At 62.6% G+C, this 15,675-nt stretch carries 19 protein-coding genes; 12 read left to right on the top strand and 7 right to left on the bottom strand.

What is annotated here, in order from left to right:
• Nucleotides 1–17: 17 nt before the first annotated feature.
• A complete protein-coding gene (locus tag FJ938_RS18815; protein WP_140611337.1) occupies nucleotides 18–263 on the bottom strand; it encodes a zinc-finger domain-containing protein in 246 nt (81 codons plus the stop codon).
• Nucleotides 264–484: 221 nt separating this feature from the next.
• Between FJ938_RS18815 and FJ938_RS18810 the strand changes: the two genes are divergently transcribed.
• The gene (locus tag FJ938_RS18810; RefSeq protein ID WP_140611335.1) at nucleotides 485–2,686 is read left to right on the top strand and encodes an RNA degradosome polyphosphate kinase; all 2,202 of its coding nucleotides are present in this window, start codon (nucleotides 485–487) and stop codon (nucleotides 2,684–2,686) included.
• Nucleotides 2,686–4,224 carry an exopolyphosphatase gene (gene ppx / locus FJ938_RS18805; RefSeq protein ID WP_140611333.1) on the top strand — a complete coding sequence of 513 codons (1,539 nt, stop codon included), beginning with the start codon at nucleotides 2,686–2,688 and terminating at the stop codon, nucleotides 4,222–4,224. Before FJ938_RS18810 ends, ppx begins: the two co-directional genes overlap by 1 nt.
• 7 nt (nucleotides 4,225–4,231) lie before the next feature.
• Here ppx and FJ938_RS18800 read toward each other — a convergent pair whose 3' ends face one another.
• The 3 genes from FJ938_RS18800 to fumC form a co-directional block, all read right to left on the bottom strand.
• Nucleotides 4,232–4,636: a DoxX family protein gene (locus FJ938_RS18800; protein ID WP_140611331.1), complete on the bottom strand. Its 405-nt coding sequence runs from the start codon at nucleotides 4,634–4,636 to the stop codon at nucleotides 4,232–4,234.
• A gap of 164 nt (nucleotides 4,637–4,800) precedes the next feature.
• Nucleotides 4,801–5,223, bottom strand: coding sequence for a DoxX family protein (locus FJ938_RS18795; RefSeq protein WP_140696205.1), 423 nt, complete (start codon nucleotides 5,221–5,223; stop codon nucleotides 4,801–4,803).
• A 177-nt stretch (nucleotides 5,224–5,400) separates the two neighbouring features.
• Entirely contained in the window at nucleotides 5,401–6,798 is a 1,398-nt protein-coding gene (gene fumC, locus FJ938_RS18790) for a class II fumarate hydratase (protein ID WP_140696202.1), read from the bottom strand.
• 296 nt (nucleotides 6,799–7,094) lie between these two features.
• Here fumC and FJ938_RS18785 point away from each other — a divergent pair, with 296 nt between their 5' ends.
• From FJ938_RS18785 to FJ938_RS30015, 3 genes are all read left to right on the top strand, one after another.
• Nucleotides 7,095–7,394 carry a hypothetical protein gene (locus tag FJ938_RS18785; protein ID WP_140696199.1) on the top strand — a complete coding sequence of 100 codons (300 nt, stop codon included), beginning with the start codon at nucleotides 7,095–7,097 and terminating at the stop codon, nucleotides 7,392–7,394.
• A 160-nt stretch (nucleotides 7,395–7,554) separates the two neighbouring features.
• Nucleotides 7,555–8,067 (top strand): glycosyl transferase family 90, encoded by a 513-nt coding sequence (locus FJ938_RS18780; RefSeq protein ID WP_140696197.1) that lies wholly within the window; start codon nucleotides 7,555–7,557, stop codon nucleotides 8,065–8,067.
• A gap of 450 nt (nucleotides 8,068–8,517) precedes the next feature.
• Entirely contained in the window at nucleotides 8,518–8,766 is a 249-nt protein-coding gene (locus FJ938_RS30015; protein WP_246673406.1) for a sulfocyanin-like copper-binding protein, read from the top strand.
• A 72-nt stretch (nucleotides 8,767–8,838) separates the two neighbouring features.
• Here the strand turns inward: FJ938_RS30015 and FJ938_RS30410 are convergent, their stop codons facing one another.
• The gene (locus tag FJ938_RS30410; RefSeq protein WP_348642287.1) at nucleotides 8,839–9,318 is read right to left on the bottom strand and encodes a hypothetical protein; all 480 of its coding nucleotides are present in this window, start codon (nucleotides 9,316–9,318) and stop codon (nucleotides 8,839–8,841) included.
• Nucleotides 9,315–9,617, bottom strand: a complete 303-nt coding sequence (locus FJ938_RS30405) for an NIPSNAP family protein (protein WP_348642286.1) — start codon at nucleotides 9,615–9,617, stop codon at nucleotides 9,315–9,317. Before FJ938_RS30405 ends, FJ938_RS30410 begins: the two co-directional genes overlap by 4 nt.
• Nucleotides 9,618–9,764: 147 nt before the next feature.
• On the opposite strand from FJ938_RS30405, the gene FJ938_RS18765 reads away from it, so the two are divergent.
• Together FJ938_RS18765 and FJ938_RS18760 are read left to right on the top strand one after the other, a co-directional pair.
• The gene (locus tag FJ938_RS18765) at nucleotides 9,765–10,394 is read left to right on the top strand and encodes a TetR/AcrR family transcriptional regulator (protein ID WP_181168795.1); all 630 of its coding nucleotides are present in this window, start codon (nucleotides 9,765–9,767) and stop codon (nucleotides 10,392–10,394) included.
• Nucleotides 10,395–10,597: 203 nt separating this feature from the next.
• Nucleotides 10,598–11,725, top strand: a complete 1,128-nt coding sequence (locus FJ938_RS18760) for a metallophosphoesterase (protein ID WP_140696191.1) — start codon at nucleotides 10,598–10,600, stop codon at nucleotides 11,723–11,725.
• A 57-nt stretch (nucleotides 11,726–11,782) separates the two neighbouring features.
• On the opposite strand, the gene FJ938_RS18755 is transcribed toward FJ938_RS18760, so the two are convergent.
• A complete protein-coding gene (locus FJ938_RS18755; RefSeq protein WP_181168797.1) occupies nucleotides 11,783–11,971 on the bottom strand; it encodes a CsbD family protein in 189 nt (62 codons plus the stop codon).
• Nucleotides 11,972–12,160: 189 nt separating this feature from the next.
• Here FJ938_RS18755 and FJ938_RS18750 point away from each other — a divergent pair, with 189 nt between their 5' ends.
• The 5 genes from FJ938_RS18750 (at nucleotide 12,161) to FJ938_RS18730 (ending at nucleotide 15,674) form a co-directional block, all read left to right on the top strand.
• Nucleotides 12,161–12,814, top strand: a complete 654-nt coding sequence (locus FJ938_RS18750) for a glutathione S-transferase family protein (protein ID WP_140696185.1) — start codon at nucleotides 12,161–12,163, stop codon at nucleotides 12,812–12,814.
• A 75-nt stretch (nucleotides 12,815–12,889) separates the two neighbouring features.
• A complete protein-coding gene (locus FJ938_RS18745; protein WP_140696182.1) occupies nucleotides 12,890–13,642 on the top strand; it encodes an SDR family NAD(P)-dependent oxidoreductase in 753 nt (250 codons plus the stop codon).
• 69 nt (nucleotides 13,643–13,711) lie between these two features.
• On the top strand, nucleotides 13,712–14,032 hold the full coding sequence (locus tag FJ938_RS18740) for a metalloregulator ArsR/SmtB family transcription factor (RefSeq protein WP_140696179.1): 321 nt from the start codon (nucleotides 13,712–13,714) through the stop codon (nucleotides 14,030–14,032).
• Complete coding sequence (locus FJ938_RS18735; RefSeq protein WP_246673404.1) at nucleotides 14,029–14,811, top strand: SRPBCC domain-containing protein; 783 nt, start codon at nucleotides 14,029–14,031, stop codon at nucleotides 14,809–14,811. Before FJ938_RS18740 ends, FJ938_RS18735 begins: the two co-directional genes overlap by 4 nt.
• A 458-nt stretch (nucleotides 14,812–15,269) precedes the next feature.
• A complete protein-coding gene (locus FJ938_RS18730) occupies nucleotides 15,270–15,674 on the top strand; it encodes a hypothetical protein (RefSeq protein WP_140611313.1) in 405 nt (134 codons plus the stop codon).
• The last annotated feature ends 1 nt before the right edge of the window (nucleotide 15,675 follow it).

Genomic DNA, 15,675 nt, shown 5'->3' with positions numbered 1-15,675 from the left:
ATTTCAGCCGCTGGAAATCAGGCGGCCCGGTCGATGTAGAGACAGCCGGCCGGCACCGTTTCCGTCGCCTTCAGCTTTGGCGAATAGCGGTAGAGCGTCGAGCAATAGGGGCAGACCTTCTCATTGTCGTCGCCCATATCGAGAAACACATGCGGGTGGTCGAAAGGCGGGTTGGCGCCCGTGCACATGAATTCCTTGACCCCGATGTCGATCGCCGGGTAGCCCGCATCGTTCTGGAAATGGGGAATGGAACCGCCTGCCATCGTCGTCTCCTGATCTCTTGCAATTGCATCTGGATCATAACCCGTCTCTTTGCAAGATCGATGAAATCAAACTGTTGCAAAAGCCTGTCAGAGGATAAGTTAAGCTCGGTCATGCCTGACCCCCGCAACCGGAATCGGTTACGGGAGGGTATGTGTCGATTCGTCGGACGACCCTCGCGGGCGCGGCGTTCGGACGACAGCGGCTGGGAAGAGCAGGAATCATGAACGAACTGAAGCCGGTGCAGAGCGAATTCATCAATGTCGAGGCGGCGAGCCCGCAGGGCGGCAATCCGGACCGTTTCGTCAATCGGGAGTTTTCCTGGCTGCAGTTCAATCGCCGCGTTCTCGAAGAATCGCTGAACGAGCACCACCCGCTCCTCGAACGCGTGCGCTTCCTGTCGATCTCGGCCGCCAACCTCGACGAGTTCTTCATGGTGCGCGTCGCCGGCCTCGCCGGTCAGGTCCGCGAGGGCATCGTGCTGAAGAGCCCTGACGGCCGCACGCCCGAACAGCAGCTCGAACAGCTGCTGCGCGAGGTCGAGCGGCTGCAGGAAGATCAGCAGAAGAGCCTTTCGGCGCTGACGATACTGCTCAACAAGGAAGGCATCGAGAGCATCACGCGAGATGCGCTGACCAAGGACGAGAAGGTCTGGCTGGAAGAACACTTCCAGGATCAGGTGTTTCCGGTGCTCACCCCGCTGTCGATCGACCCCGCGCATCCGTTTCCGTTCATTCCCAATCTCGGCTTCTCGATGGCGCTGCAGCTTCGCCATCGCAAGAACGGCGAGGAGATGAGTGCGCTGCTGCGCCTGCCGGTAGCGCTGAAGCGCTTCATCCGGCTGCCGGATCGCAAGAACCATGTCCGCTTCATCCCGCTGGAGGAAGCGGTGGGGCTTTATATCGGCAAGCTTTTCCCGGGCTATGAAGTCAAGGGCTCCGGCACATTCCGTATCATCCGCGACAGCGATATCGAGGTGGAGGAAGAATCGGAAGATCTCGTGCGCCTGTTCGAGACCGCGCTGAAGCGCCGCCGCCGTGGTTCGGTGATCCGCATCGAGTTCGACAAGCTGATGCCGCCCGAACTGCGCGATTTCGTCGCCGGCGAGCTCGGCGTCTCGTCGAGCCGTATCAGCGTGCTCACCGGTCCGCTGGCGCTCAGCCAGATCTCGGAAATCGTCTCCGTCCCCCGCGACGATTTGAAGTTCACGCCCTACAATCCGCGCTTCCCAGAGCGCATCCGCGAGCATGGCGGCGACTGTTTCGCCGCCATCCGCGAGAAGGACATCGTCGTCCACCACCCCTACGAATCCTTCGATGTGGTGGTGCAGTTTCTGCGCCAGGCGATGGCCGACCCCGAGGTGGTGGCGATCAAGCAGACGCTCTACCGCACCTCCAACGACAGCCCGATCGTGCGTGCGCTGGTCGACGCGGCCGAGGCCGGCAAATCGGTGACGGCGCTGGTCGAGCTCAAGGCCCGTTTCGACGAGGAAGCCAACATCCGCTGGGCCCGCGATCTCGAACGCGCCGGCGTGCAGGTTGTGTTCGGTTTCCTCGAACTCAAGACCCACGCCAAGATGTCCCTGGTGGTGCGGCGCGAGGACGGCAAGCTGCGCAACTACGTGCATCTCGGCACCGGCAACTACCACCCGGTCACAGCGCGCATCTACACCGACCTGTCCTTCTTCACCACCGATGCGACGATCGCGCGCGATGTCGCCCAGCTGTTCAACTTCATCACCGGCTATGCCGAGCCGACCGCCGAGATGCGTATCGCGATCTCGCCGTTCACGCTCAGAAACCGCATTCTCCAACACATATCGGACGAAGTCGCCCACGCGCTGGAGGGCAGGCCGGCGCGCATCTGGATGAAGATGAACTCGCTTGTCGACCCGATCATCATCGATGCGCTCTATGATGCCAGCCGTGCCGGGGTGGAAATCGACCTCGTGGTGCGCGGCATATGCTGCCTCAGGCCGCAGGTGCCGGGCCTGTCGGAGAACATAAGGGTCAAGTCGATCGTCGGCCGCTTCCTCGAACACAGCCGCATCTACTGCTTCGGCAATGGCCACGGCCTGCCGGCGGACGAGGCGATCGTCTACATCTCCTCCGCCGACCTCATGCCGCGCAATCTCGACCGCCGTGTCGAGACCATGGTGCCGATCACCAATCCAACTGTGCATGAACAGGTTCTGGGTCAGATCATGCTGGGCAACATCATGGACAATCAGCAAAGTTTCGACGTATTGGCTGATGGAACTTCCCGGCGTGTCGTGCTGGAGGAGGGCGAGGAACCGTTCAACGCGCAGGAATATTTCATGACCAATCCGAGCCTATCGGGACGGGGTGACGCGCTGAAGTCGCATGCGCCCCAGCGGATCGCTCAGTTCAAGCGCCGCAAGAAGAACGCCGCAGCGTCCAACTGATGTTGTCCATTTCCCAGGGCCGGCTGCAGGACCGCCGTCCGCTGTCCATCATCGACATCGGCTCGAACTCGATCCGTCTCGTCGTCTATGAGGGATTGGCGCGTTCGCCGACCATGCTGTTCAACGAAAAGATGCTGGCGGGTCTCGGCCGCGGCATCGTATCGACGGGAAAGCTCGACCCGGATGCGGTGACGCGCTCGATGGAGGAATTCCGCCGTTTTCGGGCGCTCTCCGATCAAGCCGGCGCCGAGCATATGTATGTGCTGGCGACCGCCGCCGCCCGCGAGGCGGTCAACGGCCCGGATTTCATCCATCGCGCCGAGGAAGTGCTGAAGACCGAGATCCGGGTGCTTTCCGGCCGCCAGGAAGCCTACTACTCGGCGCTCGGCGTTATCTCCGGCTTTCACCCCGCCAACGGTATCGCCGGCGATCTGGGCGGTGGCAGCCTGGAATTGATCGACATCAAGGGCGAGGCGATGGGCGAAGGCATAACGCTGCCGCTCGGCGGCCTGCGTCTGCAGGACATGGCGAAGAATTCGCTCGTTCAGGCGCAGAAAATCGCGCGCCAGGAACTGGCGCGGGCGAAACTACTCAAGGGCGGACAGGGCAGGGCCTTCTACGCAGTCGGCGGCACCTGGCGAAACCTCGCCCGCCTGCACATGGAGATGACCAACTACCCGCTCGGCGTCATGCATCACTACGAGATTTCGGCCGACGGTGCAGCCCAGAACTTCCTGAAGCAGGTGGCCAAGGGCGAGGTCGAGAAAGTCAAGGGCATCGAGGGCGTCTCCAAGAACCGCCGCTCGCTGCTGCCCTACGGTGCCGTCGTGCTGCAGGAGATCATGTCGGCGATGCAGCCGTCGAAGATCGTCGTCTCGGCGCAGGGCGTGCGCGAGGGCTTTCTCTATTCGCTGCTCGATGAGGAGGAGCAGAACGCCGATCCGCTCATCTCGGCCGCTGAGGAACTGGCTCTGCTGCGCTCGCGTTCGGTCCATCACGCGCATGACCTCGTCGAATGGACCGGCAAGGCCTTCAAGGCCTTCGGCATCGACGAAACGGAGGACGAGGCGCGCTATCGGCACGCCGCCTGCCTGCTTGCCGATATCGGCTGGCGTGCGCATCCCGAATATCGCGGCAGGCAGTCGCTGAACATCATCGCGCATGCTTCTTTCATCGGTGTCGACCATCCTGGCCGCGCCTATCTCGCGCTCGCCAGCGCCTATCGCCATGATGGCATCTTCAATGATGGCATCGCGCCAGAGATCAAGGCACTAGCGCCACCGCGCCTGTTGGAGCGCGCCCGCGTGCTGGCGGCGATGATGCGTGTCGTCTATCTGCTGACCGCCGCGATGCCTGGCATCATGCCGAGACTGGAATGGGAAAGCCGTGCCAATGGCACCCTGGCGCTGGTATTGCCGTCCTCGCTTGCCGATCTCTACGGCGAGCGGCCGGCCGGGCGCCTGGCGCAACTGGCCAAGATCACCAACCGCCGGCTGGTGCTGTCGGTCGAAGGCGGCCCGAGCATGACGGTGAAGTAGGCAGGCCTCAGACGGACCCGCGTCCGTCAGCCGACCATGCTCCCGCACCGGCCATGGCCAGCGCCAGGAAACCGCCCGCAATAGCAATGTCCTTCATCAGCATCTGCTGGTGCAGGAAGGCGAGCGTCGCATCGCCGGCGCCTTGGCCGTAATGGCCGATGAACCCGGCCGCGACGCAGAAGGCCGCCAGCAGCAGTGCCACGATACGGGTCTGGAACCCGATGAGGATCAGCAATCCGGCGATCAACTCGAACAGGCCCGTGCCCCAGGCGGCGAGCGTTGGCAGCGGCAGGCCGAGGCCGGCGAAATAATTGATTGTGCCGGCGATGCTGCTGAGTGCCTGGAAGCCGGACGGCACGAACAGCACGGCAAACAGCAGCCGCGAAACCAGGAGCAATGCATTGCGGTTCATGGCTACTCCCTTGCCGGCGCCCCGGTCAGGGCCACACCGGCTACCGTCCACCTTACGCCTGCGGGACTGCGGCCGAAACCACCGCGGCGCTTGTTTTGGACAACGAAAAAGCGGCGCGGAAAATTCCGCGCCGCCTGAATTCAGATCGTTGGGAGGATGGAATTTCAGCCGCGCTTGGCGTCGATCGAGTAGGCGCCGGCGCCCAGCGCCGCAAGCAGGATGAAGCCGCCGGTGAGGCCGAGATTCTTCTCCAGCATCAGCATCTGGATCTGGTCCGAGAAGTTGAGATGCGCGATGGCGGTGGCGGCGAGCGTGAAGATGGCGAGCACGATCGCCACAATGCGGGTCTGAAAGCCGACCAGAATGGCGAGGCCGCCGAAGAATTCCAGCAGGCCCGAACCGATCGCGGCGACCATCGGCAGCGGCAGGCCGATACCGCCGAACCATTGCGCGGTGGCGGAAATCGCGGTCAGCTTGGCGAAGCCCGAAAGGATGAACAGGATTGAGAGAAGGACGCGGCCTGCGAGGATCGCGCCCGAGGCGTTGGATGCGGTGCCGGTGCCGGCGACAGAAGTGTTGGTGGACATGGTGGCTCTCCGAATGGGTTGAATGCCAATCAAATAGACCATGCCAACTGTTCACCAAAGACGCCTGTGTGGCGACACATTGTTCACAGGTTGTACGTTCTCGTGGCCGGGCAAGGCGCGCAAAATTCGTGCCGGGCTGTGCGACGACGGGGTAAAATTCTCCCGCCGAAAAATACCTTATCCCGGATGCGTCATGTCCTCCGGTCGCACCAGCCGGTCATAATCGGCTTCGCTGACCAGGCCGGTGGCCAGCGCTTCCTCGCGCAGCGTGGTGCCGTTCTTGTGCGCGGTCTTGGCGATCTTTGCGGCGTTGTCGTAGCCGATGGTGGGCGCCAGCGCCGTCACCAGCATCAGCGAGCGGTCGAGCGCCGCCTTGATGTTGTCTTCCCGCGCCTCGATGCCGATCACGCAGTTGTCGGTGAAGGAAACCGAAGCGTCGGCGAGCAACTGCACCGACTGCAGGAAGTTGTAGGCCATCAGCGGGTTGTAGACATTGAGCTCGAAATGGCCCTGGCTGCCGGCGAAGGTCAGCGCTGCATTGTTGCCGAACACCTGCACGCAGACCTGCGTCATCGCCTCGCACTGCGTCGGATTGACCTTGCCCGGCATGATCGAGGAGCCGGGCTCGTTCTCCGGCAGCGACAGCTCGCCAAGGCCCGAGCGCGGGCCCGAACCGAGGAAGCGGATGTCGTTGGCGATCTTGAAGAGTGCTGCGGCAGTCGCATTGATGGCGCCGTGCGAGAACACCATGGAATCGTGGGCCGCCAGCGCCTCGAACTTGTTCGGCGCGGTGACGAAGGCGATGCCGGTGATGGCGGCGATCCGGTCCGCAACCCTTTCGGCGAAGCCGACCGGCGCGTTGAGGCCGGTGCCGACGGCGGTGCCGCCCTGCGCCAGTTCCTGCAGGCCGGGCAACGTCATCTCGATGCGCTTGATCGAGGAGGCGATTTGCGCCGCATAGCCGGAAAACTCCTGGCCGAGGGTGAGTGGGGTGGCATCCTGCGTGTGCGTGCGGCCGATCTTGATGATGTGATTGAAGTCTCGGCTCCTGGCGGCGAGCGCCTTGTGCAGGTGGTGCAACGCGGGAATCAGGTGATGCACGATCTGCTCGGCACAGGCAATGTGCATGGCCGTCGGATAGGTGTCGTTCGACGACTGGCTCATATTGACGTGATCGTTGGGATGCACCGGCTTCTTCGAGCCCATGACGCCGCCCAGCATTTCGATCGCCCGGTTGGAAATCACCTCATTGGCGTTCATGTTGGACTGCGTGCCTGAGCCGGTCTGCCAGACCACCAGCGGGAAATGGTCGTTGAGCTTGCCGTCGATGACCTCTTGCGCGGCCTCGACGATCACCTTGCCGATCGCGGGATCGAGCCGCTTCAGGTCCATGTTGGCTTCCGCCGCGGCCCGCTTGACGATGCCGAGCGCGCGCACGATCGAAGCCGGCTGCTTTTCCCAACCAATCTTGAAATTGCTTAGGGAACGCTGCGCCTGCGCACCCCAATAACGGTCGGCGGCGACTTCAATAGGCCCGAACGTATCGGTTTCGGTTCTGATCTTTGACGTGCTCACAAGGTTTCTCCTTCTCGAAGTCGGCAACGGCGTATCGCGTTGCACAAATGGCTTCAAGCAGAGATTGTGTGCGGCGAGGATGCAAATCGGTTGAAGAAGGTGCTCCGGTAATACGCTTCGCAGGCAGCCGAACCGTGGTTAGGCGCTAGGCTATCCCACGGTATGAACTTCGCCGGTCGCTGGTCCCCTTGCATCCGCCTCGTCAACGGGTTAGCCGCCTTAACGAACGAGCCGTACACGGTCACGTCGGACCAAGCCTTCGGATCTAAATCGGTCGCTGCGAGAGCGTCTTCAAGATGGCACCACTCAAGACGGGACTGAATGCGCTTCCCATCGCTGTCGATGTCGCCGAGGTCGGCAGGCGTTTTCTGCCTGGGCTCAATCGCGGCGAGATCCACTGCCGTTTCGAGGGCGGCAAGCTCAGGGTGCGCTCCCGCGCCGCCTGGCTTAAGAGGCACGTGCAGGTCTTGACCCTCATTGCCGAGGCATTGGCATCCCTTGGCCTCCGCAGCCTGCCACCGTTCTATATGCTTCTCGGCGATACGCCGTCGCGCAGAAGGCATCGCTATTTCCGCACGCGTTTCGCCTTCTCCTAGGCTGATGGCTATGGCGAGGTGGCCGCGCCCGATTTCGTTTTCGATGGCTGGCCGGACGCGAAGTTCGACGACTATGACCGGAAGACGAGCGCGATGGCGGCTGCGTCGGAAGAGCCGCCGCGCGATGACAGGTTGTTCTGGGCTGGGCGCTGCATGAACGGTGCCCGCAAAAAGGATTGTCGAGATCGCGTCGGCCCGCCCGGACCTCATCGAGGCGTATGACACCGAGCAGAATTACGATGTCGCCATCAATCGGTATTCCACCAGCTTCAGGACGATGGAAGACCAGGTCGCCACCTACAGATACATGATCGACGTCGAAGGCGCCGGTTATAGCGGCCGCTTCAAAATGCTGCTCCACACCAAGCGGGTGGTGCTGTTGCAGGACAGGCCATGGCGAGAGTGGTTCTTCGACGATATCGAGCCGTTTCGCCACTATGTTCCGGTGGCGCGCGATCTGTCTGATCTGGCTGAGCGCATCGAATGGCTGCGCGCCAATCCGAAGTTGGAAGCCGAAATCGCCGCGGAAGCGCGGCATTTCGCGCAGACCCGCTTGACGCGCGCGGCAGCCGTGGCGGCCTGGGCGAAGCTCCTTCAGGATCACGCGGCGGCTGGCGGCAATCTGAAGTCCGGTCTTCAGCGGCGCAAGCGCACGACCGGCTGGCCTGACTGATGGCGCGGCGCAGGGCCGGCGAGTGGTGCCAAGCGCTTGGATCGGCGTGGTGATACCGCGCGATGTCGCTTGGCATTCCTATGCGAGGCAAGTCCAGCAGGCGGACAATAGGTTTGAGCCAGGTATGGGCGGATTGATCCAACGCAAGGACAAGGGCGTCTGGCGGCGCAACCTATGCACCACCGTTTGGGCCATTCATTGGTTCCAATAGGCCTGCAAACGGGCGATTGGCGGCCGGACCGCACCGGCCTGCGGGAAGGAGCGTCACCGTGAAGAGAGTGGTGAGAAATGCAGCGCTTTCGTTTGCCGTAGTGATTGTGACAGCCGGCGCCGCGCAGGCCGCCAGCGTTGTCCAGGTTCTGTTGTGGGACAGGGAGCGAATATGGCGATGCCTACAGATTTGGCCCATGGGCCGCCAAATCTCGACATGTCGAAGGCCACCATGGGTATTTGGGCCACACCGTCCATGAGATGATCGTGATGAATCCGGCTGATCCCGGCAAACCGTTGCCTTACCTCACCGCCGAGAACCGGGTCGATGAGGACAAGGCCGGTGACAAGGGAGAGGTTTCAGAACTCGATCCGGGTGCTTCGGGCGTTCTTACGGTGGACTTGAAGGCTGGCAGATACGTGCTCGTCTGCAATATCCCTGGTCACTTCGCAGCGGGGATGTGGACCGAGTTCATCGTCAAGCCGTAGCAGGCGAAATGTCGATGGCCAAACCAATTTGCCGTGGCCGACGGCTGTTCGCGATGGTCTGCTTGCCAAGGCTCACTTGCCAAGCAGCGATCTCGATGTCGGCGAGAGCCGCAAGATTTCCGTCGGCTTGGTCAAATCCGGCTCGGCCTTGCCGAGGAACGCTTCCCAGCCCGGTGAGGTCGCAAGCACGGTTTCGTGGCGAGCTTGCGCTTCCGCGGTTTCAAAACCCAAGATGCTGACAAACACGCTTTCGTTAGTCCTTACCGGAAGCCGCGGAAAGCTGTTCTCGGCATGTTCGGTAACAAAGGCTGCGAGCAAAGGTGCTCCCGATGCTGTCAGTACCGGCGCCGCTTCGGCTTCGAAGCGGCCGATGAAACCGGCCTCGGCCCCCGGTCGCAAATGATGAATCCAGATGACAACAAGGCCGGCCAGGCGCTTGTTTCGGAGGGGTTTTTCGCCAAAGGACGAGCCGGCCCGCTCCGCGCCCGAAAGGTCAAGGCCGGCGCCCGCCCAAGCCGGCTTCAGTAGCAGCACATCGTCGGAATCGATCATTGTCGCATTGGCTGCATCCGGTGCGCCGCCCAGATCGGTCCGCCGTAGAACGCGGTCAGCGCATCCTTGCGTGCGTCCATGCTGTCGAAACCGCGCAGCCAGACGAACATGTCCGGCCGGTCCAGATCGCGGAATTGGCCGATGACAGTCATCCCGCTCGCCTCCTGGCTCTCGACGAACTGCCGGTCGAAAAGGGCAATCAGCGTTTCACGCTGCCCGGGCTTTAATGTGTATTGCCGCAACTCGACGACAGGCGAGGCGAGCGCCGTCTCCGGCGTGATGTTCAGAGGCAGGTTCATCGGGAAGCTCCTAAACAGATTGATCGTCCTGTTTATAAACAGACCGGTTGTCCTGTTTTGTCAACATGCTATTGTTGGCCAATGTCAGCAGAGACGACCAGTCGAACAGCACCCGGGCGCCGAAAACGCGTCAACGACCCCGAGGGCATGCGCAGGAAGGTGCTCGACGTGGCCGAGGAATCATTTCAGGCGCGCGGCTATCACGCTTCCAGCCTGGGCGACCTGATGACGGCGGCGGGTGTCAGCGGCGGCGCCCTGCATCATCATTTCCCGACCAAGAAGGCACTGGCGCTGGCGGTGATCGATGAGCGCGTCGCGGCGGCGGTCGAGAAGACCTGGATCGCGCCGATGCAGGCGGCGGCTTCGGCCCGCGATGGCGTGCGGGCTGTGTTCGAGACCGTGGCGGCGGAACTGGAGCGGCAGGGTTTCGTGCGCGGCTGTCCGCTCAACAATCTCGCGCATGAACTGTCGCTCGCCGATCCCGATTTCCGCGCGGCCTTTGCCGACATCTTTGCCGCGTGGCGTCAGGCGCTCGCCGACAAGATCAGGGCCGACCAGCAGGAGGGCAGGGAGCAAGGCACCGATCCCGCGCGTTTTGCGGCACTTGCCGTGGCCACCTATTCCGGCGCCATGTCGATGGCCAAGGCGACGCAGGACGCCGCCGTGCTGCGCGACTGTCTGACGGCCCTGGAATGGAGCGCCCAAACTGCATTATCCCAAGGCGAGTTGGGGGCAAGGCGGCGGCGTAGAGTGGTGCGGCGAAATGGCACCGTCTGAGGCGGTTGGATCACCACAGCATGGCGGCCTGCAGATCCGGCGAATAAAGCCCATGCCGACCGGACGCGCTTTTCATAGCATTCCCCGTTTCTTTCAAATAGAAACAAGTGCCGGTGGAAGGGGCAGATGTTCATCGCGATGTCGATGGCCAAGGCCGTGGTGAAACTGGACGGACAGACGCCGTTTGTGCTGAAATTCTGCCGATGATAAATCACCTGCGGCCAACATTGTTTTCACGACGCAGCTTTCTGGCGCAGGCCGCGGGTTTTGCCGTGGCGGTTTCACGTCCGGCATTCAGCCAGACCGGGCAGCGCATCCAGCCCATCGACGCCACGTTCCTGTTCATCGCCGATGTCCATGCCTGCCGCATGGCGAACGGCTTGAGCCCCAACTGCCTGCAGGAAGGCAAGACCGACGCCGCAATGCTGCGCAATGTCGCGGCACTGAACGCCATCGCCGACAAGGATTGGCCGGCCGAGATCAACGGTGTCGCCACCGGCTTGCGTTCGGCAGGCAACCGGATCGGCATGCCGATCGGCCTCGTCGTCGGCGGCGACATGACCGACGATGGCGGTGGCCAGATCACCCAGCCGAGCGAGGGCACGCAGCTTCTCCAGTTCAGCCAGCGCTACCAGCAAGGCGTCGGCCCGGACCGCGTCCGCATGCCGGTCTATGTCGGGCTCGGCAACCATGATCTCGACCAGAACGGCCCGCCGAACCATGTCGATTGGTATCGGTGCGAAATGCGCGACTATGTCGAGGTCAACCACCGCGCCGGGGTGTTTTTCAAGCCGCCTGTCCCGGCCACGAGCTATGATGTCGAGACCGACTGCTATTCATGGTATTGGGGCGGTCTGCATCTCGTCCAGACGCATCGTTTCGCCGGCGATACCGGCCACGGTGCTGACAGCAGCCTGCCATGGCTCAAGCAGGATCTGGCGACCTACGCGGCCGATGGCCGCCCCGTCATCCTGTTCCAGCACAATGGCTGGGATACTTTTTCGACAGAGCGCTGGGATCCTGCCAAGCGGACCTACGACGATGAGGGCGCCGGTGCGCCGCACTGGTGGGGCGATGCCGACAGGCAGGCGCTGATAGCGATGCTGAAGGGGTACAATATCGTTGGAATCTTCCATGGCCACCAGCACGAAACGTCGCTGGTCTACCGCCGTGACGGGCTCGACCTGTTCAAGCCGAAGGCTGCCTTTATGGGCGGCTTCGCGCTGGCCAGGGTGACCAGCGACGGCATGGACCTGGTGTTGGGTGAGGCGCGCGATGATCATGGCGAGGTCGCCTTCACCAATGCTTTCAGCAAGGGTTGGAGCACATGAAAAACGCGGCTTTGGCAGCCGCCTTTCCTGATGGACAGAACCAGGTCTGGCTGGGGGTCAGAGGACCTTCCTAACCTTGTCCTTCAAGTCGCCATAGGTCTTCTGCACCTTGCCCGCGGCCTTGTCCGCCATGCCCTCGGCTTGGGTCCGCCTGTTGCCGGTCGCCTTGCCGGCAGCCTGTTTGACCGAGCCCTTGATCTGCTTGGACATGCCCGCGACCTGATCCTTGTTCACCATTTTCCGCATCTCCTGGAAGTGCGAATTCGGAGGAATTCGTCCGCGCGGAACAAACGGGCCAGTGTCTGTTAAGTTCCAAGCATTGTCCCGCAAGCAAATGAGTGCGAGCAGCCGCTTCCGGCGGCAAGGCTGACCGGCTAGGTTGCCGAGACGCACGCGCCAAAGGTTTCCTGGACGGTCGTGCGCATGGGGAGAGAAATGGCGAACTTCACGCTCTACATCGGCAACAAGTGCTTCTCCTCATGGTCGCTTCGGCCATGGCTAGCGATGAAGCATCTGGAGATCCCGTTCGAGGAAGGTTTTGTGCGGCTGCGCACGCCCGAAACTGCCGCCAACCTCGCCAAAGTGTCGCCGACCGGTCAGGTGCCGGTGCTGAATCACAAAGGCAGGGTCGTCTGGGAAACCCTTGCCATCCTTGAATATCTTGCCGACGTTTTTCCGGACAAGAACCTCTGGCCTGCCGATATTGGCGCTCGCGCTATGGCGCGCTCGGCGGCGACCGAGATGCATTCCGGTTTTCGCGAGGTCCGCTATGGCTGGCCGATGAATTTGCGGCGGCTGAAAGCGCACAAGCCGCTCGACGCCGAAGGCGAAACGCAGCGAGCGCGCATCGAGGCGCTATGGCGCGAGTGCCGCGAGAAATATGGCAAGGGTGGTCCCTTCCTGTTCGGCCAATTCACCGCGGCCGACGCCATGTACGCGCCCGTTGTCACACGCTTCGACACTTATGGCGGCATGCTGGCGCCTGACACCAGGGCCTATGTCGATGCCGTGCTCGCGACGCCGGCGATGCGGCAATGGTACGCGGAGGCGGCGAGGGAACCTTGGCCCGAGCCCGGGCCTGACGAATAGCGGGAAGCGGCCTTCCAGAAGGATCGGGCCAGCCTATCTAGGAGCGTTGGGCAGGGGCTTTTTGGAGATGTTGCAATGACCGTTTCTTCCATGCTCGCCGACAAGGTCGCTCTCGTCACCGGCGCCTCATCGGGTATTGGTGAGGCAACAGCCACGGCGCTGGCCGCCGCTGGGGCAAAGGTGGCGGTCGCCGCCCGCCGTGCCGATCGGCTCGAAGCGCTGGCCGCGCGCATCGAGAAGGCCGGCGGAGCGGCGTTGCGCATCGAGGCTGATGTCACCCGCAACGATGACATCACTGCTATGGTCGGAAAGGTGGTGGCCGAATGGGGCCGGCTCGATATCCTCGTCAACAATGCAGGGGTGATGCTGCTCTCGCCGGCCGCGGAGGCGACGCTCGAGGACTGGCGCCAGATGGTGGAACTCAACCTGCTGGCCCTGATGAGCGTGACCAAGGCAGCGCTCCCGCATCTCCGGGCTGCCAAAGGTCATATCGTCAATATCTCGTCGGTCGCCGGCCGCGTCGCCAATCCCGGCGCCAGCGGCTATGCGGCGACCAAATTCGGCGTCGTCGGTTTTTCGGAATCGTTGCGGCGTGAGGTCTACGCCGACAAGGTCCGCGTTACCGTCATCGAGCCCGGACTGGTGCGCACCGAACTCGGCGACCACATCACCAACGCCGCCTCGAAGGCGGGACTGGACCAGCGCCTCGCCACGATGGAGGCGCTGACCGCCGAGGATGTCGCCGCCGCCATCCTCTATGCGGTCACTCAACCGGCACGCGTCAACGTCAACGAGATCGTCATCAGGCCGACCGACCAGGAGCGCTGAGCAGTCTTTTGGAGCAAGGTTGACGGAAGTCTCCAATCGGCATAATACGTAACCAAATGGATACGCATTATGCCGCAGACTGATCCTGACCGTTCCGTCTTTCGCGCCATTGCCGACCCGACGCGCCGTGCCATTCTCGACCGGTTGCGGCATGGGTCGGCGCCGGTCAACGAACTCGCCTCGGCCTTTTCGCAGAGCCGGCCGGCGATTTCCAAGCATCTGAGGGTTCTGCGCGAGCTGCGCGTCGTCTCCGAGCAGAAGCACGGCCGCGAGCGGCTCTACCGGTTGGAACCGGCTGAACTGAAGGACGTGGCCGATTGGATCTTGCCCTATCGCGATTTCTGGCAGGCAAGCCTTGGCAATCTGAAGTCTTATCTGGAGAATGAATGATGGCCAGCCACGACGGACCTCGCGCCATCGCCGATGTGTCGGCGGGCACAATTCTCGCCACCGTGACGATAGCCGCGCCTCCCGAGCGGGTGTTTCACGCCCTGACGGCGGATGATCAGATTCCGCTCTGGTGGGGATCGGACGAGCTCTACCGGACAACGAGACATACGGCAGACGTGCGGTCGGGCGGCACGTGGCGATCGGAAGGCAAGGGCGCCGATGGCCAGGAATTTCATGTCCAGGGCGAATATCTCAAGGTCGAGCCGCCGCACCTTCTGGTCCTGACATGGAAGGCCCCGTGGGACGGCGACAACGTCACCACCGTGACCTACATGCTCGAAGCGATCGACACCGGAACGCGGCTGATTCTGCGTCATGAGGGGTTCGGCACTCGCGAGGGTGCTTGCCGCGATCACGGCCTCGGCTGGGAACGCGTGCTGGGTTGGCTGGCCGCCTTCCTCACGGATAGGGCCGGCGGCAAACCGCAGGGCGTGTTCCACTGCCGGCTGATCCCGCCACGGCCCGACTTTGCCTTCACCCTGACCGATGCGGAAAAGGCGCTGATGAAACAGCATTCGGATTATCTGCGCGGCAAGCTGGGCGAGGGCGGTGTCATCCTGTTCGGACCGGTCGCCGATCCTGTCGGCCCCTGGGGACTCGGCATCGTGCGCGCCGATGATGAGGCCGCCGTGCGGGAACTGACCGAGGCGGATCCGGCGGTTCGTTCTGGGTTGGGTTTTCGCTATGAAATCCTGCCGATGATGACCGCCGTGATGTAGGCCACGCGCGCCATACAAGAACGCCCCTCGTGCGTTTTATTGCGCGGGAGGCGTCCTTTTGCCGTCAACCTTCTTCGATTGCTCTCATGAATTGCTGACGGCACATCCAAAACGCCCGATCGGAACATCGGTTCCCTACGAACACAAGTTTTTCTTCACACGCGGCTGTGGCAAGTGGCCAGAGCGTTGCGGCGTAGCAGGGCGGGCATCATCTTTCCCGTGCAGGGCGATCGAATTCCAGGCGCTGGCCGTCAGGGTGTGCTATGCGTATTTGTGGGCAGCCATGGCGGCGAGGCAGCACCCGACAAATTTGAACCAGACGCCGTATTGCTTTGTACGCAGCCATGGCCGAAAGACCGGCCTCGCCATTTTCGGCGCTCCGGACAGGAGAAGATTTTGACCGCCACTTTGCACAAACCGCGCAAGCCAGCCTTGCCGAACCACACGGACGCACGCTGATGGCCACCAAACGCGTGCCGCCAACGCCGATCGCTGCCAATGCGACCATCGCCGATATGGTCGAAGGGCTGGACAAGCCGGTCGAATATGTCCGGCGTGTGCTGGAAAAGCTCGAGCGCTGCAAGCGGGCCCATGGCGATGCGCAGGTGCGGATTGGCGTGCGTGGCCGTGCCGAGTGCCCGAACTACCTGATCGAATATGTCCGCGAAGATCCCAAGACACGGCAGCTGGTCACCTATCAGGACGCCGCTTACAGCGGCAGCACGCATCGCGAACTTGGGCCGCATCACATCGAGGCAACGGCGATCTGGTCGCCGGAGGAAATGAACATCACGGCGGTTTCGGCGCTGATCGGCCGCTTGCGCAATCCGCGCGCGCCATCGCGCTCCGGCAACGAGGACTGAC

Source organism: Mesorhizobium sp. B2-4-14 (assembly GCF_006442155.1).
In the GTDB taxonomy this organism is placed as follows: domain Bacteria; phylum Pseudomonadota; class Alphaproteobacteria; order Rhizobiales; family Rhizobiaceae; genus Mesorhizobium.
The sequence above is the reverse complement of the archived record's forward strand: the minus strand, read 5'-3'. Positions and strand labels throughout refer to the sequence as shown.